This window comes from Pararhizobium sp. DWP1-1-3 (assembly GCF_049896125.1).
GTDB lineage: Bacteria > Pseudomonadota > Alphaproteobacteria > Rhizobiales > Rhizobiaceae > Pararhizobium.
This window is the reverse complement of sequence record NZ_JAFCTR010000009.1, coordinates 51,413-75,037: the sequence shown is the minus strand read 5'-3', so window position 1 is coordinate 75,037 and position 23,625 is coordinate 51,413. Positions and strand designations below refer to the sequence as shown.

Here is a 23,625-nt window from a genome sequence, read left to right as displayed (position 1 = left end):
TTCAGCGCCCATTTACCTTGCGGTCAAGCGCCTGGCGGTATTGCTCTGCTTCCCAATGGGTGAGTTCATACACGTCATCCGGCGTCAGATATTCAATCGCTTCGCCTGCGGGAATCCGCGCAACGACCTCGGCGAGGCATCTTGCCATCGCGAGACCACCGGGGGTCAGTTCCTTCGAGACCAAAACGCCTTTGCCAGAAACCGCGATAAGCTTCGGCACTTCCTTGCCTTCGGCACTGCAGTGCACGACGAACTCTGCCGCAGACTGGCCATCTGTCAGGAGGCCGACTGTGGAGCCGAGAAAGATGACGTGATCCGGATAGAGAGAGCCACCGAGTGCGAATTCCAGATTCTCCGGAGATAGTGCCGTCTTGTGGCTACCGGGATCGGATGCAGGCTGAAAGTCGGATCCTTCCGCCAGTACGGAGAGTGCGGTGACATCGGGTTTGCCCCCATCGCGCGAAGGGCAGGCGAGTGCCTCTGAGACGCGCCGGATTCGGTCGGAAACCTCGGCCACATCACGTCCGCCGACAATAATGCCGTGATTGAACAGAATGAGCACGTCGGGAAGACTGCCGGAGACAGCATCGATTTCGTGGGCGAGGGGCGTTCCGGGGCGGCGATACGGGATACTCGCCCATGTCAGGTCGCTGACCGTTGCCATGCGTTCGCTCAAAATCTGCTCGCGGCGCCTGAGAACGGACAGCGCGATTGCATTAACGCAGTGATAGTGCGCAACAACCGGATTCTGTAGGGCCGCATGGAAACTCGTTTCGATCGAGGGACGGAGTCCGCTCGAGTTCAACTCATTGACAACAAAGTCGGTCGCCTTTTCGGCGCGGGGGTCTCTGTCCCTCAATGCGGCGACGAGCGGCTCCACTTCGACCGGCACCATAATGTCCCGGTCCTTGGCCTGCGAAAGCCATGTGCCGGAAGCCTTGACCCACATCATACCGCCGAACTTCGCGGATGTGTTTCCGCCAGCCCCCTGCGTCTTGAGGATGTCGCTCCCCACAGCCACGGACAAATCCAAAAAGGCTTGGAAGTCCTTATTCGATCCGACTGATTGAGCGATTGCGGCCACGGTCAACTCCTCCACATCTACGTTTGCACTGCATCATTCCAGTTTGCGCTGCCGTCGCGTCTGGTGAGCAAACTTTCCGCGATATCGTATGGATTTGATCGCATATCGTCAATGATGAAGTTTTTCGCTCTCTCAGGCTTGCGGAATACATCGTTCTGTGATTATCTTTAATCATCGACACGGGAGATGTCGGGAGGCATTTCATTGAACGATTCCGAACGCCACAAGGCTATTACCGATCTGCTGCAGGAGACGCCGTTCGCGTCCGTGCGCGATCTGCAGGAGCGCCTTGCGGTCTCACCCGCGACCATTCGCCGCGACATCGACAAGCTTCATGAGTTGGGCAAGGCTCGCAAGGTCTATGGCGGCATTTCTGCCAGCGACGGCGGCTCGGCAGGACGTCTGTCAGCAAGGCCTTATGACGAAAACCGCGATATTGCTGTCGAGGCGAAACACGCTATCGCAGAAAAAGCCGCGGGCCTTGTGCGTGATGGAGACTCGATCATCGTTCATGCAGGATCGACGTGCTTCCAGCTCGGCATTCAACTGGCCCAGCGCAGCGTCCGGATTTACACCAATTCCATGCCGCTTGCCGCCTATCTCGGTGAGCATGCCATCTGCGAGCTCATTCTTGCTGGCGGCGTTCTGTACCGGGAGCCCGGGATTATCCACGATGCGTCGGCGGGTGCCCCCGGCTACTTCGCCTCCCGGTTTTTTCTTGGCACCCAAGGTGTCAGCAGCGATGGTCTGCTGGAATCGCATCCGCTTTTGACAAGGGCCATCGGCGAGCTGAGTGCATGTGCCGACGAAATCGTTCTCCTGGCTGATAGCCGAAAATTCACAATCAAGCCTCGCAATGTCGTCCTCCCGCTTTCACGTATTGGAACGGTCGTGACAGACGATGGTCTTTCTGATGCTGCAGCGAAGATGCTGGAAGATGCAGGTGTCGAGATCCTCGTCGCCGGCACGGGGGGATCCAAGTGAGCCAGTCAGCGATCGCCATCTTCGATCTTGGCAAGACGAACTCCAAGCTTTTCGTTATCTCGCGGGAGGGTACGGTACTCAGCGAAGCTCGCACCAATCCAGTCTGGCGCGACGAAGACGATGTCAGGGTTCTCGATGATGAGACTCTGTTCAACTGGATGAGACGTTCACTCGTCCATGCCGTCACCATGCATGGTGTCGATCGGATAATGTTCTCTGGTCACGGCTGCACGTTTGCGCTGGTGCGGGGCGATCATCTGCTTCATCCTATCCTTGACTATGAGCAGGAACCGCCAGCGGCCGTTGCCGATAGAATCGACCGGCTCATTCCTGGCTACTCCGAAACGTTCTCGCCAAGATTGCCATTGGGATTCAATTTCGGCAGGCACATACTGTGGCTCGCCGACAGGTCTCCGCAATTGCTCGACATCTGCGACGCCATACTTTGCTATCCGCAGTTCTGGTCGTGGAAATTCTCGGGCCACAAGGTCTCGGAAGTGTCCTATCTCGGATGTCACTCACATCTTTGGGCCCCGGTCGCTGACGATTTCAGCACCTTGGTGGACAGCCAGGGCTGGCGATCAAAGATGCGGGAATTCGCAAGGGCAGGCGAGGAGATCGGGCAATGTGATCTTGAACTGGCCGACGGTACCAGCGTTGCTCTCGCGGTTCACAACGGTGTCCACGACAGCAATTCTGCACTCTACTACTACCGCTCGCTGGGGTTCTCCGATTTCACGCTCGTCTCGACCGGCACCTGGGTGGTGATCTTCAACCCATCCAGCCCGTTGGACACCTTGGACCGCGAACGAGACATGCTGGCGAACGTGACTGTGGATCACAATCCGGTTGCCACGATCCGCTTTATGGGCGGCCGGGAATACGATGTCGCGAGCGGTGACTGGAAACAGGCCGTTTCCGCAGAAGCCGTTCTGGCAGTCATTGAGAAGAAGGCCTTCGCACTGCCGTCGTTCGCCGCGGGCGGGCCGATGCCCGGCAGAGAAGGGCGCTTTATAGGCCCGCAACTGCAGGGCGAGGAACGGGCCGCCGCAGCGCTGTTATACGTGGCGCTCATGACAGACTTGTCGCTTGATCTGATCGGCTCCGTCAATCCCATCGTGATTGACGGAGGCTTGGTCAAAACCGGCCTTTACGCCGCGGTGCTCGCCGCGTTGAGGTTAAGTCAAACCGTCTACAGCAGTTCCAATGCGGAAGGCAGCGCCTTCGGAGCCGCAGCATTGGTTTTCGAACAGTTCGGTGAAAGTCCGTTCAAAAACGAATGCACCGTGTCGCGTCCGGCCGAGATACCGGGGCTCGAAGCATATCGCGATCTCTGGCGCGCTGAGCTCGACCGCTTGGCGGGCAACATTGTCAAAGAGAAGCAACTGTTGGAGAGGCAAGCATGAGCGTCACCGCGACTGCCGCACCGGGGGCGACACCTGTCCTGGAGATGCGCAACATCAGCAAGACGTTCGGCAGCACACGAGCGCTCTCGAATGTTTCGATCACGGTATTCCCCGGTGAAGTCCATGCGTTGATGGGCGAAAACGGGGCCGGCAAGTCGACGCTGATGAAGGTGTTGTCCGGTGCCCACAAGGCCGATGCAGGCGGAACGATCCTCGTTGACGGCCAGCCGGTTGTTGCAGGCGATCCCATCAAGGCGAAGGCCAATGGGATATCGGTGATCTATCAGGAGCTGTCGCTGGCGCCAAACCTGACCGTGGAGCAGAACATGTTCCTTGGCGCCGAGCCATCCATGGCCGGGATTCTAAATCGCTCGGACACAAGACGGCGTGCAGAGCCGATCCTCAAGCGTCTTGGCGTGGGGTTTGGCCCTTCCAGCCAGGTCGGCCAGCTTTCGTTGGGCGAGCGCCAGATGGTGGAAATCGCCCGCGCGCTGACTACCAATGCCCGCATCATCGTGATGGACGAGCCGACAACGTCGCTCACAAGCCGAGAGACGGATCGCCTGTTCGAGGTCATTGCCAGTCTCAAGTCACAAGGCATTGCGATTATCTATATCAGCCACCGGATGGAGGAAATCTACCAGCTGGCCGATCGCGTGAGCGTACTTCGGGACAGCGCCTACGTCGGCACTTTGGATAAGGCCGACCTCTCTGCGTCCAAGCTGGTTTCGATGATGGTCGGACGGGATCTCTCCTCATTCTACAAGAAAGAGCACCACTTGGCGGGCGGCGAGCAGCGCACCGTGCTTTCCGTTCGCAACATCGATGACGGACGAAGAGTGCATGATTGCTCATTCGATGCGCACGCCGGTGAAGTGCTCGGAATTGCCGGCCTCGTCGGTTCGGGAAGGACGGAGCTTGCACGCTTGATATTCGGCGCAGACGCGAAGAAGGCGGGCAGTCTTTTCCTAGAGGGTAAGGAACTCTCGATCTCCGGTCCGCGCGATGCCTTGGACGCCGGCATTGCCTACCTTACCGAAGACCGGAAGGGCCTCGGGCTATTCCTCGATATGTCCATCAGCGAGAACATCAACATAGGTGTCATCGGATCCGATGCGAAAGCCGCTGGTGTGCTCGACTTTGCCCAGGCGAAAACGCGGGCGGCTCGTGCCGTTACGTCGCTTGCCATCCGCACGAAGAGCACCAGCATCAACGCCGGAGCGCTGTCCGGCGGTAATCAGCAAAAAGTTCTTATTGCGAGACTTCTCGAAACCAGGCCCAAGGTCATCATTCTCGATGAACCAACCCGTGGCGTCGACGTCGGCGCGAAATCAGAAATCTACCGGATCATCGATGAACTCGCCCAGAACGGGATCGCCATCGTGGTTATCTCCAGCGACCTGCCGGAGATCATCGGCATCGCCGACCGCGTCCTGGTTATGCGCGAAGGACGCATTGCCGGGGAGGTGACTGGCTCGAAGGATCACCCAATCAATCAAGAGGCCATCATGGCGTACTCCACGGGCTCGGCGACATCCGATGCGGTAAAGTCAAAGAAGGACAGACATCAGCCATGAGCACAAACACGAGCGAAAATGCTAATAAGCTCAAGCTGCGTACGACGCTCACGGCGCTCGGCATGCTGCCGGTACTCATCCTTCTAGCTATCGGCTTCCATTTGCTCAGTGGCCGCTTCCTGAGTGTAAACAATCTGTCGATCGTCATGCAGCAGGCATCGATCAACACCGTTCTTGCTGCCGGCATGACCTTCGTTATCCTCACCGGTGGTATCGACCTGTCCGTCGGCTCAATCCTGGCCGCCTCCGCGATGGTCGCCGTGATCGTGTCACTGTTTCCCGATATTGGAATGCTCGGCATCCCTGCGGCCATCGCCGTCGGACTGGCGTGTGGTTTCGTCAACGGTTCGATCATCGCATTTCTCAAACTGCCGCCTTTCATCGTCACCTTGGGTTCGCTGACTGCTATCCGCGGCGTGGCGCGTCTGCTGGGCAACGACACCACTGTCTTCAATCCGGACCTGCCATTCGACTTCATCGGAAATGGAAGCGTCCTGGGAGTACCATGGCTTGCCATCATCGCTCTTGTGACAGTCCTGGTCTCCTGGTTCGTTCTCAAGCGCACCGTTCTCGGCACGTGGATCTATGCGGTTGGAGGCAACGTGGAAGCTGCCCGGCTGACTGGCATCAAAGTGCCGATAGTCCTGCTTTTCGTCTACAGCGTGTCGGGTCTCCTGGCGGGGCTTGGAGGTACTATGTCAGCCGCGCGTCTCTATGCTGCCAACGGCCTCCAGCTTGGGCAGTCGTATGAACTCGACGCGATCGCGGCAGTCATTCTTGGCGGCACGAGTTTTGTAGGCGGTGTCGGGTCCATCTGGGGGACATTGATTGGTGCGCTGATCATCGCCGTGCTGTCCAATGGACTGATTCTCGTCGGTGTCTCGGACATCTGGCAGTACATCATCAAAGGCCTCGTCATCATCATCGCCGTCGGTCTCGATCGCTATCGGCTGAAAGGACTAAGCCGCACCTGATCTGCGGCGAATATAACCGGATTACCGGGAAACGAAGGCGCCGGGAGCGCCGCAACGGAGGAAAAATAATGCGTACAATTTCGAAACTGCTACTCGGACCAGCGATCGCAGCGGCCATCGCCATGCCGGCCTCGGCGAAGGATCTGCAGAAGATCGGCATCTCTGTCGGCTTGCTCGGCAACCCTTTTTTCGTCGCAACAATCAAGGGCATCGAGGATCGTGCCAGGGAAATCAACCCGAACGTCGAAGTGACTTCGGTTTCGGCCGACTATGACCTCAACAAGCAGGTCTCGCAGATGGAGAGCTTCGTTGCGGCCGGCGTCGACATCATCATGCTCAATGCCGTTGACGCAAAGGCAATCGCGCCAGCGGTCAAAAAGGCGCAGGCGGCCGGTGTGATCGTCGCCGCGTTCGACGTGTCGGCGCCGGGTGCAGACGTCACCGTCATGACCAACAATATCAAGGCGGGCGAAGAGGCTTGCCAGTACATCGTCGACCAGATCAAGGGTAAGGGCGATGTCGTCATCATCAACGGACCGGCCTCCTCGTCGATCATCGACCGCGTGCAGGGGTGCAAGAATGTCCTGACCAAGAGCCCTGACATCAAGATCCTGTCCGACGACCAGAATGCCCAAGGCTCGCGCGACGGCGGCATGGCGGTGATGCAGGGTCTGCTGACCCGCTTTGACAAGATCGACGCCGTATTCGCGATCAACGATCCGACCGCAATCGGCGCCGAACTTGCGGCCAAGCAGCTGAACCGCAACGAGTTCTTCTTCACCGCTGTGGACGGCGCTCCGGATATCGAAAAGTCGCTTTCAAGCGGCAAGTCGATGATCAAGGCATCTGCCTCGCAGGACCCTTACACCATGGCCGGGGACTCCCTGACGCTGGCTGTTGACTTGCTCAACGGCAAGAAGCCGGCACAGGACACGATCCTCCTCGACCCCAAACTCATCACTGCCGATAACATCAAGGATTACAAGGGCTGGACTGCAGCTCGCTAAGGACTTCTCCCGAGTGGCCCGCCGTCGTCACCGTGGCGCGGCGGGTCATGATCCAAACATAAAAAATCGCAGGAAACGTTGTCCCATGTCCAAAATTGGTGTCCATTCCTTCGTCTGGAGCGCAGGCTCGTCAAAGGACGAGTTGGAGAATGCGCTCAGCAAGACGCATGATCTTGGCTACAAGCTTATTGAATTTTCTTACCTCGATCCAAAGCAGGTGGATGTGAAATGGCTTTCAGGTCGTCTCAAGGAGCTTGATCTCGATGTCGCGATCAGCATGGGTCTTCCTCCAGAGGGGGACATTTCGAGCAGTGATACTTCGGTCGTCAACACCGGGCGGGACATACTCGATAAGGCCGTCGCTCTCGTCAGGGATCTCGGCGGCACCAAGCTCGCCGGTATCCTGAGTTCTGCTCATGGCAAACAGGAGCAGGCACTCACGAAGAAGGCCTGGGACACAAGTGTTTCAGCCTTGTCGAAGGTGGCCGATCGCGCGAAGTCTGCCGGCGTGACGCTGAACCTTGAGATTGTCAACCGCTTTGAGACCAACATGCTCAACACGGCCTCTCAGGGTCTGGCGTATATCAAGGATACTGGGGCATCGAATGTTCTGTTGCATCTAGATACCTTCCACATGAACATCGAAGAGGCTGATGTCGGGCTGGCAATCCGTCACGCAGCCGACAAGATCGGCTACATGCACATTGGCGAGAGTCACCGTGGGTATCTTGGAACTGGCAACGTCAACTTCGCAAGCATTTTCGATGCGCTGGTTGCAATCGACTGGAAAGATTACGTTACGTTCGAGTCATTCTCGACCACAATTGTCGACAAAGACCTTTCGCTCAAGACCGCCATCTGGCGGAACCTCTGGGACGACAATGTGGCGTTGGCGCACCATGCGCGCGATTTTATTGAACTTGGCATGGAAACCGCAACGATCAAGGCAGCTTTGGTGAAAAAGGCGCATCTAGCGCTCTAAGCGCATTCCAATGTTTGTCGGGCCGGCTAAGCAGACCTGACAAACTAGGGTAGGTCGCCTGATCCCTTCAGCACGGTCATGGCGGTATATCCTTGAACAGCATCCCCCAACCGCTATCCGAGCGCGCCAATAGTGGATCGCGTTCAAACCTCGCGCAAATCTTCCTCAGTTGGAGGCCTGATCATTGCCTCGCCCGGCAGGAAGGGTTGTAAACAGGGCCATTCCCGATCGGTCTGATCCGTTCGCCAGTGTTTCGCAGCGCCTTTTCAATCACTTACAATGGAGATAGCGGATCGTTGGTTTGATTCCCATCAAGGCGGACGTTCAACGAGCGTTCAGCTTTTTCACATGCTGAGGAAGGATTTGTCCGCCCCAAATCTGCCGCGCAACCCATTACACCGCCTGTCAGCCTCGGCATCAGATGGGATGCCGTCAGTCTCGCTGTGGCGGCAATTGGGCCGCCCGTGCCGCCCGCTGCTGCCGCGATCTCCTTAGGAGATAGGTTAGGACGGTTCCGTGCGTCTCACCCTGGGCAACGGCGTGCCCGCTTCCCAAGCCGCGACCTTGCAGCAATGTCCCAAATCTGCGCCGCGCGCTCGCGGAAGATCTTGATCCCTGATCAATTCTCCGCTCCGTCCGGAAGTCACGGCGACGGTACAACACGCAGCGGAACACGATCTCGCGTCAGTGTGTGTGCTGAGTCGATCCCCCCACTGCCTGTAATGTTGGTGCGGGGCTGAAAAATACGCTGTTCGCGATGTTAGGTTAGCTGAGATTTATGGACCAAGGTCTATTTCAGCAGTCCCTTCGTCTAGTCGGAGGGGACCAATGTCTCAATTGAGAGTTGGCATCATCAGCCCTACAAATGGCCTCCAAGCGAGTGGAGCACGCCGGCATTACCAGTGCGACATCACACTCATCGAAGCCAATGCTATATCCGCCAAAAAACTCAATGTTGAGCTTTCGCGGACAGATAGTCAAATCGTGTCACCCGGGAGCTCGCGCAATGACTACTTCTCGTCCTTTATCCGAATCCGTTTCAGTAGTGCTCGTGCACGGCGCGTTCGTGGATGCCTCCGGTTGGCGAAAGGTCTATGACACCTTGTCGGAGGAAGGCTATGAGGTTCTCGTTGTTCAGAACTCTGCCGTAACCTTCGATCAGGATGTTGAGCGCACCAGAAGCGTGATCGCTGAGGCGAAACATCCAGTTGTGCTCGTCGGACATTCGTATGGTGGCGCCGTAATTACGGAAGCCGGGAGCGAGGAAAAGGTCCTGGGTCTCGTTTATCTGGCAGCTTTCGTTCCCGACGCCGGGGAATCCGTCTTCGACCTAGCCTCACAAGAGATCCCTGGTGCGGAGAAAGCCCCACTCCTTCCACCGAAGGATGGCTTCATCCAAATCGACCCACAGAAGTTTGCGGTCGCATTCTCGGCCGATATCGATGCCGCCGAAGCGCATTTCATGGCTGCCGCCCAGAGGCCGTGGGGCCTTGAAGCTGTCCAGGGCAAGATCACCTCTGCGGCATGGAAAGCCAAGCCATCCTTCTATCTGCTCGCAACGGAAGATCGGATGATACCCGCTCAAGCGCAGGCAGCGATGGCCGCGCGCGCAGGTGCTGCGGTCGTAGAGGTTAGCAGTAGCCATGCGGTAATGCTGTCCCATCCTGACAAAGTCGCAGCGCTCATCAGATCGGCAGCTGAGTTGAACCAGCACAACTGATGCTGAGCGTCGGTTGCTGTCCACATCAATCAACGAGGGGGGAATACCATGCGTAACTTCTTTATGCCGACACGTTCACAGGCGCCACAAACATCGCCGACAAAATCCGAGGAGAATGGCATGCCTCAGCTTTCACGCCGCGCTTTCGCGAGCGCTCTGCCTCTTGGTCTCGTTGGAGGTACCCTCTTCGGCGGAAGTCTGCTCAGCGACTTGACTGCCAAGGCTGCAACATCGAAGGCCACAGGAACCCCGGTCGCAACAACGCCGTTTGCACAGATTCGCATCGGCCGTTTTACGGTGACGGCGCTGACGGACGGGTATGCTGACATGCCCTACAACTACTTCCCGGGACGCTCAGCCCCCGAAGTGGAAGAGGCCGCAAACGCCCAGTTTACGGCCAGACCCAGCGGGGTTCGTTTTCTGTTCAATCAATACCTCGTTGAAGACGGTAAGCAACGCATCCTGATCGATGCCGGCGCCGCAGGTTCTATCGGGGAAACCGGGCATCTGCCGCAGGCGCTGGCCACGCTCGGTCTGAAACCGAGCCAGATCGATGCCGTTATCGTGACCCATATGCACCAGGACCACATGGGCGGTCTGGTTCTTGGCGGTAAGAACAATTACCCGGATGCTGAGGTCTATATAGATCGCCGTGACGTCAAGCACTGGACCGACCGGGCTAAGCGCAATGGCGCGCCTGATTTCCTGCAGCCAAGCTTCAAGATGGCTGAAGAGGTGGTGCGCCTCTATCCAAAGCTGCAAGCGATCGACGGAGAGCGCGAGATCGTTCCCGGCATTTCGATTGTCGACCTGACCGGCCATACGCCTGGCCATATCGGCGTCCGCATCGAGGATGGCGGCAAGAGCCTGATCATGGTTTCCGACATGATTTTCCCGGTCGTCCATCCGGCTGCAACGGACGTCTTCTTCCTTTTCGAACAGGATCATGCTGCTGCGAAAGCCATGCGTGATCGCTTCTTTCCACAAGCTGCCTCGGAAGGTGCCTTGATCGCTGCGACACACATGCCGTTCCCAGGTCTTGGCCGCGTGGTCTCCGATCGTGGTCAGATGCGCTGGGAAGTAGCCGACTGGGCCTTGCAAGACTGATGCTTTACCCGAAGGATCTGGCCACCTGAAGACAGATCAAGGCCCGCATTGTCCACTGATGCGGGCCTGCTCGAATATGGAGACGAGGTATGCCGTACCACTTTCTGGAAGTCGCGGTGACGCCAAGCGTCCGAGCCGCGCAGGCGGATATGGGGGTGGACCAGATATGGCTGGGCGAGCACGATCGCCCTTCGGATACTTTGACGGAGAACGAGATCGCTTTCATCGCGGCGCGCGATAACTTCTATATAGCGTCTGTGTCAGGAACGGGTTGGCCATATGTACAACATCGCGGTGGGAAAATCGGTTTTCTCAAGGTTGTTGATCCGCAAACGATGGCATTTGCCGACTATCGCGGAAACCGCCAGTACATCAGCGCAGGGAATTTTGCAGCCAACGACCGCGCCTGCCTGTTCCTAATGGACTATGTCCGACGGACCCGGCTCAAAGTCTATGCCCACGTCGAGCGGCTGACGCTCGACGCCGACCAATCGCTCACGGACCTCGTATCCGATCCGACGTATAGGGGCCGTGCAGAGCGGATATTCAAGCTCCGGCTCGAAGCATACGACTGGAACTGTCCCCAGCACATTACCCCCCGCTACACCGAGCAGCAGGTTGAGCAAGCAGTCGCACCACTTCGTCAGAAGCTGCAACAGCTGGAAGCTGAAAATGCAGCGTTGCGGGCAATATTAGAAGGAAGATCCGAATGACCGACGCTCAAAGACCGCCTCTGCCCCCGTTTACATCAGAGACTGCTGCCGAAAAGGTGCGGCGAGCCGAAGATGGCTGGAATAGCCGGGACCCGGGCAAGGTCGCGTTGGCTTACACGGCTGATAGTCAGTGGCGTAACCGCGCCGAGTTCGTCAATGGTCGTGAGGCAATCGTTGCTTTTCTCACAGGAAAATGGCGGCGGGAGCTCGACTACCGTCTGATCAAGGAGCTGTGGGCGTTCGATGGCAACAGGATTGCCGTCAGGTTTGCATATGAGTGGCATGACGACAGCGGCAATTGGTTCCGATCCTTCGGCAACGAGAACTGGGAGTTCAATGATAGTGGCCTGATGCGCAAGCGATACGCCTGCATTAACGACCTGCCGATCCGCGTGGAAGACCGTCGCTTTCACTGGCCGCTCGGTCGTCGGCCCGACGACCACCCGGGGCTCAGCACGCTTGGTTTCTGATCGATCTCGTCTCCATCTCCATCAGTCGAAGACAGTGGCATGGTCATTTTAAATTCGTACTTTTCACAGCGTTCATCTCCGGCAGAAGAGGAGGCTGTCGAGGTCAAAGCCTTCGTCGATCTGTACAATGCCTCACCGGCAACGCTCAAGGCCGAAGAGCATTTTGGATGCCTTCCCATCAACCGTGGATGCGCAATCTCGCTGCCGAGCGCGCCAGCCATCGGCCTGAATCGTGTATTGGGACTGAACTCCGTGGAGGAACTTGAGGAAGCCTATAGGTGGATGAAGAGGAAGACCGGACACCGGTTTTTGCAGGTAAACACAGATAAGGTTTCGGCCGAGACTAAAGACTGGATCCTCGCCAAGGGTCTGCTTGAGGATGGTGTGGGCTGGGCGAAGCTTGTCTACGACCGCTCATCAGTGAACCTTTCGGAGCCCAACTCTTTCCGAACGCGACTCGTTCATGTTGAGGAAGCTTCGCTCTTCGGATCGATGGTGTGCAAAGGCTTTAACTTTCCCTCGACCCTGACGAGGTTGTGGTCTGCAATCGTCGGAAAAGTGGGCTGGTCGTGTTTTTTCGCTTTGGATGGTGACTATCCAGTCGGGACGGCCGCCATGTATCAGTCGGGTACCTACGCATGGTTAGGCGGCGGCACTACACTTCCGGAGTCACGAAATCGCGGCGTTCAAAAAGCCCTCATTAAGAGCCGTATCGAACATGGGCTCGGCAACGGCGTGTCGACATTTGCCGTCGAGACATTGGCACCTGTAGTTGGAGAAGGGAACATTTCCTTTGATAACCTCAGGAAAGTAGGCTTCCGGCAGGCATTTCACCGGAAGAACTTCAAGTTGTGAGATGAAAATCTTGCCCGATGGGCTCGCCCGCCCGACTCGATCTCATCGATCGTGATCTGCAGAGTTTTTGCGGCTTCGAACATTGACCGAGTGAACAAGGTTGCCGGCAGATCGTCAAGACGTTTGCTCGCGCCGCATGGGCATTTTGCGGCGTCGCGAAACGTGTTCCCGCTTAACGCCGGTCATTCCCACTGAGCTTGACCTACAAAAGTTCGTCAGCCATTTTGACCAAATGAGCGACTGAAGTTGCTTTCATTTTCCGCATCATGTGGCCCCGGTGAAGCTTCACCGTTGGCTCAGCAAGTTGAAGCTCTGCCGCAATCTGCTTATTAAGTTTACCGACAATCACTAAAGCCATTATTTGGCGCTCACGCTCCGTCAGCGTCAAATATCTTGATCGGGTGGCCGCGTTCAGTGTTTTTATCTCTCGATGAGCGGCGTCACGAGCGATCGCGCGGTTGACGGCTTCCAACAGATCTTGCTCCCGAACCGGTTTGCTAAGAACGTCTATGGCGCCCGCCTTCATCGCCCGCACCGCCATGGGCACATCGACGTGTGCGCTAATCAACACTACGGACCGAGGAAGATTGCTCTTTGCCAACTCCTCCTGAAACTCAAGTCCGCTTTGGCCGGGAAGTCGGATGTCCAAAACGATACACCCGGCTTTTTCGGGATCGTCTGCGGCTATGAACTCTTTTACGGAGCCGTGTGTTTCAGCGCTTAGGCCCACGGACTCGAACAGCCCCTTGAGAGCTTCGCGGACGCTTTGATCGTCATCAATGATGATGACAGTGGGCCGTCTGTTCTTCCTGTCATCGATCAATGGCCGCGTCCTTGAAGCTGGAGAGCGTGAAGTTGAATGAACTCCCGCGTGGATGACTGGATGTAGCCCAGATGCGCCCTCCATGAGCCTCAACAATAGAGCGGCAGATGGAAAGGCCCATCCCTATGCCGTCAGGTTTCGTGGTGTAGAACGCCTCAAATACCCGGTCGAGCTGTCCAGGGGGGATGGCTTCTCCCGTATCTGAAACACTAACTTCGACTTCACCCTCTGGACGCTGCGTGCACTTGACCCTGATAAGGGCATCTGCGCCAGGAGGCATAGCTTCAGCGCTGTTCATTATCAGATTAAGCAGGACCTGCTGTAGCTGCGTGCGATCACCCAAGACATAGACGGGGTCTGGCGTAAGATCCGTGACCACCTGTAAGCCTCGGGATTGCAGCTCTTCCCGCAGAAGGAAAAGCACGTCACGAAGAGCTCTGGTAAAGTCAGTCCTCTCCATACGCACAGGAGATCTCTGAGCCATCGCGCGTATGCTGGAGACAATCTCGCCGGCGCGGTGCCCATCATGCACAACGCGCTCCGCCGCCTGCCGGGCTTGCCCAAGGTCCGTATGTCCGTCTTGAAGCCAGCGCAAGCAGGTCCCGGCATTAGTGACAATCGCCATGAGCGGCTGATTGATCTCGTGTGCTATCGAGACGGCAAGTTCCCCGATCGTGGTCAAACGGGTCACGTGCGCGAGGTCGCTTTGGCTTTGGCGAAGGGACTCTTCTGCGCGTTTGCGATCCTCGATATCTACAACGACGCCATACCACCGAACCACATTTCCGTCCGCATCGAGGAGGGGGCTTTGTTGCAGGTTGAACCACCTATATTCGCCGTCGAACCGTCTGATACGGGCATCAACTGGATTGGGGTGCTTGGTAGCAACGATTTGCTCCCAACTCACGCGCATACGGTCGACGTCATCGGGATGAAACACACGGTAGAAGCCGAACCCTTGGAGGTCTTCCATCATGAGGCCTACAAAATCTATGAAAATCTTGTTCCAGTACTCCAGCTGCCCATCAGGCGTGCAGGACCAAGCCATGGCAGGGATCGTATTGATGATGAGGTCTAACTTGTGCTCACTCTCTCTGAGTGCGGCCTCGCTTTCGCGCAGAGCGTTTTCCGCGCACTGCAAGTTTTCAATGTCGATGTTAACGCCGAACCAGCGCACTATGCCATTCGCATCGGTAAGCTTCCGGCCCGAGAAATAAAACCAGCGGTATTCTCCGTCTCTGCCACGAATGCGCCCTTTCAGCTGTGTGTGGTCTGAGTGTTCGAGGTCTCGCTTCCAAATCTCCACCATCTCCGGGATATCATCGGGATGGTACAGGTCCAGAAAGCCCCATTCGAGGATTTGATCCGCGGGTAGCCCGGCATAGTCAAGCCAACTCTGATTCACAAAATCCGCGCTTCCATCAGGTCGCGCCGACCATACGAGAACCGGCAGCGAATTGATGATGAGCCTGAGGTTCTCTTCGCTGGCCGCCAGTGCCGATTTCGTCTCCATGAGAGCATTCTCGGCCTGTTTCCGATCGTCGATATCAAGAACGACACCGTACCACTTCAAAACATTGCCCTCGGGATCGAGATGAGGCTTTTGACGAAGAGAGCACCAGCGATAGTCACCATCCGCGCGTCTGAGGCGGCCTTCGACTTCCTTTCCCGTCTTGGACAACATAATTCGCTGCCACTCGGCGCCTAAATGGGCGACGTCATCGGGATGAAACAGGCGGTAGAAATTTTCCCCGGCGATGTTTGCAAGCGGCATGCCGATAAAATCAAGGAAGTGCTGATTTGCAAAATCCAGCATCCCATCAGAAGTCGTCGACCAAGCCATCGCAGGGATCAGGTCGATGATCGTGTCGAAGTTCGTCTGATTTTTCAAGTAATCCCCCGCTGCTCGTGTTCTCATAAACTACGCTTTTCCACTGAACTGCGTTAGCCGAGATTCATAGACGAAGGTCTATTTTTCAATCCTTTCGTCTAGTCGAACGAGACCTTGATCGCAGTTGAGAGCAGCCCAGATGCGCTTTAGAGATAAGCAAAAGCGATCGGATGTTTGCACATAAGGCATTTAGATCACCTTTCCTAAAATCAGGCGGTGCTTGGTTTACCAGCGTATGGATCGCTTTGAACGGCACCCGACGATGTGGTGCCCTAGGCATTCAGCCAATTGCAGCCGCACAACGAAACAAGATGGAGATTGATAATGACACTCTCAGCCAGCAAATCCAGCATCCTTCCCTCGGGCGGTGGCGCAACCCTGCTTGATCCGTCCGATACGGTGATCCTCCTGCTCGATCATCAGTCTGGTTTGTTCCAGACTGTAAAAGATATCGCAGTCGCTGATCTCCGCAGAAACGTGGCGATGATTGCCAAATTAGCTACACTCCTCGACATTCCTGTCATCACAACGGCTTCGGAGCCTGCAGGCAGCAACGGTCCGCTTATGCCGGAAATTCAGGAATACGCGCCGCACGCCGTCTACGTTCCGCGTAGAGGTGAAGTTAACGCATGGGACAACGACGATTTCGTCCGCGTAGTGAAGGCGACTGGCCGTAAAACACTTGTGATGGCTGGCGTCTGGACAAGCGTATGCGTGATGTTCCCCGCACTCGATGCACGGGCAGCGGGTTACGAAGTATATGCGGTAATGGATGCCTCAGGCGACCCCAGTGAAATGGCGTCTCGAGTTTCGTTAGCTCGCTTTGTGCAAGGCGGAGTGAAGCCGACATCCACAAATTCGCTCTTGTCAGAACTCCACCGCACCTGGGCTCGTCCAGAGGCCGGCGACCTCGCCCAGCTTTATGCGATGGCAGCACCGAACTATGCGGCTGTGATCGAGAGTTATCAGAGGGCTCAGGACGCTGCCAGGAATGCGGGCTGACCTAACGACTGATTGCGAGCGGTATTGGTTCCAGCCCGCTCGCTCTAATGTGCAGCAAATAGAAACCCTTTCAAAATATCTGGGCCCAGTGAGCCCCGAGGAAAGTCTCTCGTTCCACCGATGGTGGCCAACAGAGCTGTTCATCCCCATCGAAGGTCTCAGCCATGAAAATCTACATGCTTGTCGCTCGCCGTCGGCCTTCTCGTCGGGATCATCTACGGCCTTCTTAACGTGCGTTCACCCGCACCACCAGTTATCGCCTTGGTCGGTCTTCTCGGCATTCTTGTCGGAGAGCAGATCGTGCCGCTTGCAAAGACGATATGGGCGAAGGAGCCAGCTGCTGTTTCATGGCTCACCCACATCAAGCCGCACATGTTCGGCCATATGCCCAAAGGCCGACAAGCCCCGGTCGAGTGAAGTGATGGGCACCAACAAAGCCACAGGCGGAGGCTTCGCTCCGCTGCGACAGCCCGTCCTGATGGGGCCGACATGGCAGGCCATCGTTCCTGAACTTGTGCCGCGCGAAGATGTGAAGGGGGCTGTTGCGCTCAACTCCCTCGCCATTAACATTGCCCGCTCCATCGGACCTGCAGCGGGTGGTCTGCTACTTGCAGCCTTTGGTGCGGCAGTGACTTATGGTGCCGATGTTGCCAGCTACATACTCGTTATCGCGGCGCTTATCTGGTGGCCGCGCGCCAAAAATGCCGACGACGCTTTGTCCGAGAACTTCTTCGGCGCGCTCCGAGCTGGCCTCAGATATACCCGCGCCAGCAAACCGCTTCATGTCGTGTTGTTGCGCACTGATATTTTCTTCGCCTTTGCCAGCGCTGTCTGGGCGCTGCTTCCACTCGTCGCCCGCCAGCTTCTCGGCGGGAATGCAAGCTTCTATGGATTGCTTCTTGCCGCGGTCGGCGCAGGTGCCATCGGTGGCGCGCTGATCATGCCGAAACTGCCGGAACAGTTTGATTCAGATGCCCTCCTACTGGGTGCCGCCATCATCACCGCCCTCGTCATGGGTGCGCTCTCTTTTGCGCCTCCGCAGTGGCTGGCCGTTGTTATCCTGCTGTTTCTCGGCGCGTCGTGGATCACCGCTCTCACAACGCTGAATGGCGCATCGCAGGCCGTTCTGCCGCACTGGGTGAGAGGTCGCGGCTTGGCGGTTTACGTCACCGTGTTCAATGGCGCGATGACTGCTGGAAGCCTGGGCTGGGGCGCCGTTGGTGAAGCTGTCGGCGTACCTGCAATGCTCCTCATCGGAGCCGCCGGACTGCTGGTCGCGGGCTTTATCATGCACCGCGTGAAGCTGCCGACAGGGGACGCGGACCTCGTCTCATCCAATCATTGGCCTGAGCCGCTGGTTGCAGAACCCGTGGCGCATGATCGGGGCCCGGTGCTGATCCTGATCGACTACCACGTCGCAAAACAATACCGGACACAATTTCTGCACGCTCTTGATGAGATGTCGTCCGAGCGCCGCCGTGATGGCGCCTATGGCGGGGGTGTTACCGAAGATTCCGCGGACCCGGAGAAGATCACCGAATGGTTCATGGTGGAATCCTGGGCCGAACATCTGCGACAGCATAAACGCGCCTCGAAAGCGGATGCCGACCTGCAGAGCAAGGTCCTGGCCCTTCACAGCGGTCCTGAAAAGCCGGTCGTTCGACATCTGCTGTCGATCAACAAGCCTGGGAGCCACCTGATGCCAGGCATGGCTCCAATTTTTAAACGACTAGGATGCGGCCGAAGGCGGCAAAATCCGTTGAAGGTGGTGCCGATCTGATCGCTGTGGGTAAACACTCAACAAAAAGGTGAACGCAATGAGCAATTTACATACGGCAAAGCGTACCGAGAATTTCGGTGTCGCATGGGAAACGGTGTTCGGTTATGCACAGGCCGTACAGGTTAAGGATACCGTGTATCTCTCCGGCCAGCTAAGCCACGACCAACAAGGAAATCTGATTGCGCCGGCTCTATTGAATGCGGCGGGGAGGCCGGTGGATTTTTCGGCAATAGAAGAGCAAATGAGGCAGACTTACAAAAATGCAACTGCGCTCCTCGCGCGATTTGGGGCAACCCTCGAAGACGTAGTCGAAGAGACAATTTACGTTCTAGATGTCCCTGCAGCGTTTGAGGTGGCGGGGAAGGTCCGAAAGGAGATGTATGGAACCGCGATGCCCCAAGTGGCAAGTAACCTGATCGGGGTTTCCGGACTGGCGTTCCGTGAGCAACTCGTGGAAGTTGCGTTCCGTGCTGTGGTTAACATCTAACTGGCACGGTCCCCAGCGCAGGTGCGAGTGTGTGGCCGAAATAGGCCTTCAGCCTTACGAACTTCCCATTGTTGCGGGAGGTGCCGTCTCCCAGCTGGAGTCGATCTACATACTTCTGCCGACTGGCACGTCCAGCCACTATGAAGCAGTGCCAAACGGCTGGACGTGGATCGCTCGGGTGTCGAACGCGCCGGCATGCGCGAAATCGTTGAGGGGCAGAAGAGGGGCTACGACTCGAGCGCGGCAATAAGGCGGGCAAGATGTCGGCCTGATCTCCAGGCCGCTTAAATCGGTTAAGCTTTAGTTTGACCACGGATGTACTGGCATTTTCGAAAGCGCAACCAGACGAGGTCAGGCAATGGTTGCGGAACCACCAAGTGAGAGGCTGCGAGCGTTCCTTCCGAACTAAACAACCTGTCCTTCAAGCGCAATGCTCCGTGCCGGCCCCAAGCCTTCCTAAGCCGTGAGTTCAATAAATGTGCTTACCCGCCCAAGGTGGTGTAGCAATCTTGCGGGTCAAAGGCTTAGCTGAAACACTGGAACCGACGGTTCGATTCCGTTCAAGGCGGACATTACCATTGTCAGCTATCTCTTAAATCGGAAAGCGCGATCGGCGCCAAACCGGGTCGGTTTACCACGAGTTTTCGCGACTCGGCCTCGGGGTCATTTGGTCCTACACATTCAGGCATTACGAGCCATACGGCAGGTGGTGAACGTGGTGCAAATGAAAAGACATGGCCGCCTCGCTATTTGGGGGTTAGCCGGGTGGTCTAGCGATGCTGGAGGAGCGTCCCCCAAACCTCGGAATTTCTGGGATTCACGAAAGTTAGTTCCTTCCTAGAACAAGGATCAGTTCAAGGCCATGCACCTATCCTATCAGATCAAGACAGAATCAGGCTTCCCATCAGCGACTTCAGATCGTGAGCCACTTCGTAGCTGTTCTCCTGTTGCTGGCGATTGCAAAAGAGTTCGCAGCTCCACCAACCGGTAAATCCGGTCGCTTTCACTGCATCCACCCAGCTTTGCAGGTCGAGGGCACCGGAGCCTGTCGGGACATCGCGCAGGATGGCCTCGTTCGGGATGCCGCCGGTGAAGGGCAGGGAATCGCAGAGATGGACGCCGTAGATCAGTTCGCGATCCAGGCGGGCAATCCGCTCCGGCGTGTCGCCGGACGTATAGGAATGCCAGAAGTCGATGACGAGTTTCACATTGTCACGCTTGCAGAGCTCGATGACGCGCAGCTGGTCGTCCATCGTGTTCAACGGGGTCCAGGACAGTGCTTCCAGGTAAACGATGAGCCCGTAGCTGGCTGCGATATCGGCGACGGCCCGCAGGTTGTCAGCAGTCAGCGTCGTCTGCGTGTCGCTGGGCAAGTCGATGAGACCCCGGTAGAGCGTGGGATGGCGCTCGGCTGACCCGGCCTCAAACACCCTGAGATCGAGCGGCCCGGTGATCACCTCGATACCCTTCGCGCCGGCTGCAACAGCCAATTGGCATAGCCTCTCAGTTTCCCGCAACATGTCGCTGCGCTGTTCTCCCTGCCGCTCGACGTCGATGAGGAATCCGATTCCCGGCAGGAAGAGGTCGCCAATTCGGGCCTTCAAGTCCTGCTCGGTAAAGCCGGCATCGAGAAAGGCGGCGATTTTGGTGCCCGAAGTCTCAAGCCCGTCGAAACCCAGGCTGCTGGCAATGTCGATATCGATCGACAGGGTATTCCATCTGGACGCCATCGAATGGAAGATCAGCTGGTTGGATGTGTTTGCCATGGTTCGGTTCTCTTTTCGGTTTCGTGGGCCACGCGTCATACGGTCACGGTTCGGCGTTTCCGGGAGGCGGCCGCAATGGCTTCCACCGTGCGAAGCGCGATGACGTTGTCGTCTCCCCGGCACATCCATTTGGCTTGTCGTTGAAATGTGGCGAGGAAGCCTTCGAGCGTTGCGAAATGCTGGTCGCGCTCTCGCACCGGGATGAGTTCGTTACGGCCATTCAGGCGCCGGATCAACGTGCCGGATCCCTTGCCGTTCAATGTCCCATGGGCAATCAGCGTTCCGTGATCGCCGGCCAGCATGACGACGCTTTCGATCTCGGCGATCGCAAAGCTTTCATAGGCCTGGAACAGCGCGCCGCCGGACATGCCGATGGCATAGGAAACCTGATCGACATCCGCATCCGTCGCCTCGACCGGCAAAGTCGAAACCTCCAGCGGTTCCTGGCCAGTCAGAAACCGTGCAAGGTCGATATCTTCGGCGGTTATGTCGAGATGAATATCGCCGCGCTCCGTGACTTCGTCGGTCCGGCGATTGGGCGAGGGCTGGAACGGGGCGCCGCGAATGATCAGCAGGGACTGGAGCGTGCCGATCTCACCTTCGGCGAGCAGCCTGCGCATGGTCTGGTGGATGGTCGAGGCGCGGGCAGGCTGGTTCACCATAAGGGTGACGCCCGTATCCTTGCATTGTTGGGTCAAGGTGCTGGCAACGCGGCTGCTTGCGGCGATCGGCCCGTCGCAGAGGATATGTTTACCCGCCTTGGCAGCGGTCGAGATATAGTGTTTTCGCCTCTCGCGTACGGCGCTGATATAGACGAAGTTTACGAGCGGATCGCTCAGCGCCTGTCGCGCCTCGACGGATGTTTTCGGGATATCCAGATCCTCGGAGAAGAACCGGGCATATTCCCTGTTGCGGCTGACCACCCAGAGCGGCGCGTGACCGACGGAGCGGATTGCCGCAACCATGTGCTCGGCCGCGATGGAGCCTGTCCCCATCATCGACCATCCCGTTGCTCCCCTGGAATTCACCGCGCGATCCTCTCCACTCGATACCGGCAGATTGACCGGTTCAAGGCAGCGCCACAATTTCGCAGACGATTGAAGTCCTTTGCAAAGTGAAGTAGTATCAGCTTCACTTTGCTTCAGTTAGATTGGCTTCGTTTTTAAAACTTCAGTCGTGGGGAACGCATGGAACATCTGGGACGGGACGGCGCATCTCTGGCGATGAACCTGAGGACGCTGTGCGAGCGGCACGGCTCGGTCGCGGCCGTCTGCCGCAAGATCAACGTCAACCGGCAGCAGTTCAACAAATATCTCTCGGGCGCCCATGTTCCGTCGGCAACGAACCTGAGGATCATCGCCAACTATTTCGGCCTGAGCGTCCCCATCCTGTTTGCAGATCCCGACGAGTTTCGAACCCTCGTCGACGGCAATTTCTTCCATGCGATGGCAACGGCGCGGCAGTTGCCGGAATTTTCGCGTTTCGTGTCCAACATGATCGTCGAAAACAATTCCGACCACAATGACATCGTCGGGGTCTACGACCGCTATCAGTTCTCGTCGATCTACAAGGGGTTCGTGCTTCGCTCGGCGCTTTGCATCTACCAGAACAAGGAGTTCCTTCAGCACTATTACGTTGAAAGGTTCCCGAGTTTCGATGATCCGAGGAAGACGGAATATGTCTTCAAGTATTACGGTTTTTGTTTTCCGGTCGCCGACCGCCTGTTTACGGCGGATTTCGAAGGCATACAGTCCAACGAACTGACCTTCGGCGTCTATGCCCAGGTGAAACGCAATTCGAAGAAATTCATGTTCGGCATCTCCAGCGGCATCGCCGCCACCGTCTTTCGCCAGCCCTATTCGACCAAGGTAGCCCTGCATTACCGGGGACCGGGTCTGCTGCGTCGCGATCACCTGAAGGATCTGACCGTGATGGATCGCAACGACCCCGCGATCCCGCGCGAGGCGCTTCAGTATCTTGGCGACGGCTCCGACATGATCCAGATGAGCTGAGGCTCAGCCGTCGCCGCAGTCCGGCTCAGGGGTGCAGTTCGACGGCAAGCCAGACGCTGTCGCTGTCGGCGTAATAGCGGTGCCAGGGGTAGGTCCACTGGTTCTCGCCGGTGACACGGCAGAAGGGATCATGCGAATAGCCGATCGGCATGATGACGTCCTCGTAGAGCGTTGCCGGGTCTCGCTCATTGAATTTCTGCATTCGACCCAGGCCATGGATCTGCGTATGCGTTTCAAGGAAAGGGTGTTCGTTGTGGATGAAGCAATCCGTATCGCCCGGCGACCACCAGAGGTTCAGCTTCAGCGTGAAGCTCTGCGGCGCCTCCGGCTGCACCCGCTCGTTGGTGAAGACCCTGGGATCAAGGCTGACGGTGCCGATTTCATCCTGTGCCGAGATGTAGAGCGGCGTATCGCGGGGAAAGCTGCGAATGCGGTTGCCAAGCCAGTCCCATCCGCGGAACATGCACCCACCGAGATTGGTCGGGTTGACGACCTTGATGATCACGGCACGCTCGGCGGAGCGAATGCATCCGCCTTTCAGCCATGTGGATTTCCATGCAGGGACAATTGCCGGGTGTTCGGCTCCCGTTACCATGATCGACGGGCTGATGTTGACCACGACGGCGTCCTCGACGTCGTAGTCGACAACATTTTCAACCAGTTTGGCGGAAATGAAATCATCCGCAAAGGCCAGATCTCTCGTCAGATTCTGCACGTCGGCACTCCTGTAGCCTGCAATTGTATTCCATTGCAGAAAGCCACAAGGCACAGAAGCAAAACAGTGCGCGCAAGAATTTATTTATTCGCAAAGTGACGCAGTTTCGCCTTCAGCGTGCGAAGGGTGGCGATGCGAGCTTGGTCCGATTTCAAAGAGACGACGTCCATTTGGCATCGCTCATATTCATTGCCACGGATTCATACGGCAGACTGATTTCGACGGTTGGCATCCATAGCTGATGCAGTGTGATCCTAAGCCTGCGTCATC

Annotated in this window: 20 protein-coding genes and 3 pseudogenes; 17 read left to right on the top strand and 6 right to left on the bottom strand. The window is 57.1% G+C overall.

Annotation, left to right across the window (positions count from 1 at the left end):
* Nucleotide 1 precedes the first annotated feature (1 nt).
* Nucleotides 2-1,021, bottom strand: coding sequence for a class II aldolase/adducin family protein (locus ACP7BS_RS18510; RefSeq protein ID WP_426239285.1), 1,020 nt, complete (start codon nt 1,019-1,021; stop codon nt 2-4).
* A 267-nt stretch (nt 1,022-1,288) separates the two neighbouring features.
* Between ACP7BS_RS18510 and ACP7BS_RS18505 the strand changes: the two genes are divergently transcribed.
* The 11 genes from ACP7BS_RS18505 (at nt 1,289) to ACP7BS_RS18455 (ending at nt 12,879) form a co-directional block, all read left to right on the top strand.
* Nucleotides 1,289-2,068 (top strand): DeoR/GlpR family DNA-binding transcription regulator, encoded by a 780-nt coding sequence (locus tag ACP7BS_RS18505; protein WP_426239284.1) that lies wholly within the window; start codon nt 1,289-1,291, stop codon nt 2,066-2,068.
* Nucleotides 2,065-3,474, top strand: a complete 1,410-nt coding sequence (locus ACP7BS_RS18500; RefSeq protein ID WP_426239283.1) for an FGGY-family carbohydrate kinase — start codon at nt 2,065-2,067, stop codon at nt 3,472-3,474. The genes ACP7BS_RS18505 and ACP7BS_RS18500 overlap by 4 nt, the downstream gene beginning before the upstream one ends.
* Nucleotides 3,471-5,051, top strand: a complete 1,581-nt coding sequence (locus tag ACP7BS_RS18495) for a sugar ABC transporter ATP-binding protein (RefSeq protein ID WP_426239282.1) — start codon at nt 3,471-3,473, stop codon at nt 5,049-5,051. Before ACP7BS_RS18500 ends, ACP7BS_RS18495 begins: the two co-directional genes overlap by 4 nt.
* Nucleotides 5,048-6,025: an ABC transporter permease subunit gene (locus tag ACP7BS_RS18490; RefSeq protein WP_426239281.1), complete on the top strand. Its 978-nt coding sequence runs from the start codon at nt 5,048-5,050 to the stop codon at nt 6,023-6,025. Before ACP7BS_RS18495 ends, ACP7BS_RS18490 begins: the two co-directional genes overlap by 4 nt.
* A 68-nt stretch (nt 6,026-6,093) precedes the next feature.
* Entirely contained in the window at nt 6,094-7,032 is a 939-nt protein-coding gene (locus ACP7BS_RS18485; RefSeq protein WP_426239280.1) for an ABC transporter substrate-binding protein, read from the top strand.
* Nucleotides 7,033-7,117: 85 nt separating this feature from the next.
* Nucleotides 7,118-8,014 (top strand): TIM barrel protein, encoded by an 897-nt coding sequence (locus ACP7BS_RS18480; protein WP_426239279.1) that lies wholly within the window; start codon nt 7,118-7,120, stop codon nt 8,012-8,014.
* Nucleotides 8,015-9,020: 1,006 nt separating this feature from the next.
* Complete coding sequence (locus ACP7BS_RS18475) at nt 9,021-9,734, top strand: alpha/beta hydrolase (RefSeq protein WP_426239278.1); 714 nt, start codon at nt 9,021-9,023, stop codon at nt 9,732-9,734.
* A gap of 120 nt (nt 9,735-9,854) precedes the next feature.
* The gene (locus ACP7BS_RS18470; RefSeq protein WP_426239277.1) at nt 9,855-10,841 is read left to right on the top strand and encodes an MBL fold metallo-hydrolase; all 987 of its coding nucleotides are present in this window, start codon (nt 9,855-9,857) and stop codon (nt 10,839-10,841) included.
* 89 nt (nt 10,842-10,930) lie between these two features.
* On the top strand, nt 10,931-11,554 hold the full coding sequence (locus ACP7BS_RS18465) for a pyridoxamine 5'-phosphate oxidase family protein (RefSeq protein WP_426239276.1): 624 nt from the start codon (nt 10,931-10,933) through the stop codon (nt 11,552-11,554).
* The gene (locus tag ACP7BS_RS18460; protein ID WP_426239275.1) at nt 11,551-12,024 is read left to right on the top strand and encodes a DUF1348 family protein; all 474 of its coding nucleotides are present in this window, start codon (nt 11,551-11,553) and stop codon (nt 12,022-12,024) included. The genes ACP7BS_RS18465 and ACP7BS_RS18460 overlap by 4 nt, the downstream gene beginning before the upstream one ends.
* Before the next feature lie 39 nt (nt 12,025-12,063).
* Nucleotides 12,064-12,879, top strand: a complete 816-nt coding sequence (locus tag ACP7BS_RS18455; RefSeq protein WP_426239274.1) for a GNAT family N-acetyltransferase — start codon at nt 12,064-12,066, stop codon at nt 12,877-12,879.
* A gap of 202 nt (nt 12,880-13,081) precedes the next feature.
* Here the strand turns inward: ACP7BS_RS18455 and ACP7BS_RS18450 are convergent, their stop codons facing one another.
* The gene (locus ACP7BS_RS18450; protein ID WP_426239273.1) at nt 13,082-13,702 is read right to left on the bottom strand and encodes a response regulator transcription factor; all 621 of its coding nucleotides are present in this window, start codon (nt 13,700-13,702) and stop codon (nt 13,082-13,084) included.
* A complete protein-coding gene (locus tag ACP7BS_RS18445) occupies nt 13,692-15,593 on the bottom strand; it encodes a PAS domain S-box protein (RefSeq protein WP_426239272.1) in 1,902 nt (633 codons plus the stop codon). The genes ACP7BS_RS18450 and ACP7BS_RS18445 overlap by 11 nt, the downstream gene beginning before the upstream one ends.
* Nucleotides 15,594-15,917: 324 nt before the next feature.
* On the opposite strand from ACP7BS_RS18445, the gene ACP7BS_RS18440 reads away from it, so the two are divergent.
* The 5 genes and pseudogenes from ACP7BS_RS18440 to ACP7BS_RS18420 form a co-directional block, all read left to right on the top strand.
* Nucleotides 15,918-16,595 (top strand): isochorismatase family protein, encoded by a 678-nt coding sequence (locus tag ACP7BS_RS18440; protein ID WP_426239271.1) that lies wholly within the window; start codon nt 15,918-15,920, stop codon nt 16,593-16,595.
* A gap of 164 nt (nt 16,596-16,759) precedes the next feature.
* Nucleotides 16,760-17,012: pseudogene (locus tag ACP7BS_RS18435) on the top strand (XapX domain-containing protein).
* A gap of 58 nt (nt 17,013-17,070) precedes the next feature.
* Nucleotides 17,071-18,288: pseudogene (locus ACP7BS_RS18430) on the top strand (MFS transporter); the annotation flags it as partial.
* 124 nt (nt 18,289-18,412) lie between these two features.
* Nucleotides 18,413-18,862 (top strand): RidA family protein, encoded by a 450-nt coding sequence (locus tag ACP7BS_RS18425; protein ID WP_426239270.1) that lies wholly within the window; start codon nt 18,413-18,415, stop codon nt 18,860-18,862.
* Between the two features lie 174 nt (nt 18,863-19,036).
* A pseudogene (locus ACP7BS_RS18420) lies at nt 19,037-19,134 on the top strand (cold-shock protein); the annotation flags it as partial.
* 609 nt (nt 19,135-19,743) lie between these two features.
* Here the strand turns inward: ACP7BS_RS18420 and ACP7BS_RS18415 are convergent.
* Together ACP7BS_RS18415 and ACP7BS_RS18410 are read right to left on the bottom strand one after the other, a co-directional pair.
* Nucleotides 19,744-20,628, bottom strand: coding sequence for a sugar phosphate isomerase/epimerase family protein (locus ACP7BS_RS18415; RefSeq protein ID WP_426239269.1), 885 nt, complete (start codon nt 20,626-20,628; stop codon nt 19,744-19,746).
* Between the two features lie 35 nt (nt 20,629-20,663).
* Nucleotides 20,664-21,626 carry a Gfo/Idh/MocA family protein gene (locus ACP7BS_RS18410; RefSeq protein WP_426239268.1) on the bottom strand — a complete coding sequence of 321 codons (963 nt, stop codon included), beginning with the start codon at nt 21,624-21,626 and terminating at the stop codon, nt 20,664-20,666.
* A 189-nt stretch (nt 21,627-21,815) separates the two neighbouring features.
* Here ACP7BS_RS18410 and ACP7BS_RS18405 point away from each other — a divergent pair, with 189 nt between their 5' ends.
* Nucleotides 21,816-22,640, top strand: coding sequence for a helix-turn-helix domain-containing protein (locus tag ACP7BS_RS18405; protein WP_426239267.1), 825 nt, complete (start codon nt 21,816-21,818; stop codon nt 22,638-22,640).
* A 25-nt stretch (nt 22,641-22,665) separates the two neighbouring features.
* Here the strand turns inward: ACP7BS_RS18405 and ACP7BS_RS18400 are convergent, their stop codons facing one another.
* Nucleotides 22,666-23,355, bottom strand: a complete 690-nt coding sequence (locus ACP7BS_RS18400) for a hypothetical protein (RefSeq protein WP_426239266.1) — start codon at nt 23,353-23,355, stop codon at nt 22,666-22,668.
* Nucleotides 23,356-23,625 lie beyond the last annotated feature (270 nt).

What these genes read in the sequence shown, in the direction of transcription:
- ACP7BS_RS18495 (WP_426239282.1), top strand. Translation starts at nt 3,471, where the DNA reads ATGAGCGTCACCGCGACTGCCGCACCGGGGGCGACACCTGTCCTGGAG.
- ACP7BS_RS18490 (WP_426239281.1), top strand. Translation starts at nt 5,048, where the DNA reads ATGAGCACAAACACGAGCGAAAATGCTAATAAGCTCAAGCTGCGTACG.
- ACP7BS_RS18485 (WP_426239280.1), top strand. Translation starts at nt 6,094, where the DNA reads ATGCGTACAATTTCGAAACTGCTACTCGGACCAGCGATCGCAGCGGCC.
- ACP7BS_RS18480 (WP_426239279.1), top strand. Translation starts at nt 7,118, where the DNA reads ATGTCCAAAATTGGTGTCCATTCCTTCGTCTGGAGCGCAGGCTCGTCA.
- ACP7BS_RS18475 (WP_426239278.1), top strand. Translation starts at nt 9,021, where the DNA reads ATGACTACTTCTCGTCCTTTATCCGAATCCGTTTCAGTAGTGCTCGTG.
- ACP7BS_RS18470 (WP_426239277.1), top strand. Translation starts at nt 9,855, where the DNA reads ATGCCTCAGCTTTCACGCCGCGCTTTCGCGAGCGCTCTGCCTCTTGGT.
- ACP7BS_RS18465 (WP_426239276.1), top strand. Translation starts at nt 10,931, where the DNA reads ATGCCGTACCACTTTCTGGAAGTCGCGGTGACGCCAAGCGTCCGAGCC.
- ACP7BS_RS18460 (WP_426239275.1), top strand. Translation starts at nt 11,551, where the DNA reads ATGACCGACGCTCAAAGACCGCCTCTGCCCCCGTTTACATCAGAGACT.
- ACP7BS_RS18455 (WP_426239274.1), top strand. Translation starts at nt 12,064, where the DNA reads ATGGTCATTTTAAATTCGTACTTTTCACAGCGTTCATCTCCGGCAGAA.
- ACP7BS_RS18440 (WP_426239271.1), top strand. Translation starts at nt 15,918, where the DNA reads ATGACACTCTCAGCCAGCAAATCCAGCATCCTTCCCTCGGGCGGTGGC.
- ACP7BS_RS18425 (WP_426239270.1), top strand. Translation starts at nt 18,413, where the DNA reads ATGAGCAATTTACATACGGCAAAGCGTACCGAGAATTTCGGTGTCGCA.
- ACP7BS_RS18415 (WP_426239269.1), bottom strand. Translation starts at nt 20,628, where the DNA reads ATGGCAAACACATCCAACCAGCTGATCTTCCATTCGATGGCGTCCAGA.
- ACP7BS_RS18410 (WP_426239268.1), bottom strand. Translation starts at nt 21,626, where the DNA reads ATGATGGGGACAGGCTCCATCGCGGCCGAGCACATGGTTGCGGCAATC.
- ACP7BS_RS18405 (WP_426239267.1), top strand. Translation starts at nt 21,816, where the DNA reads ATGGAACATCTGGGACGGGACGGCGCATCTCTGGCGATGAACCTGAGG.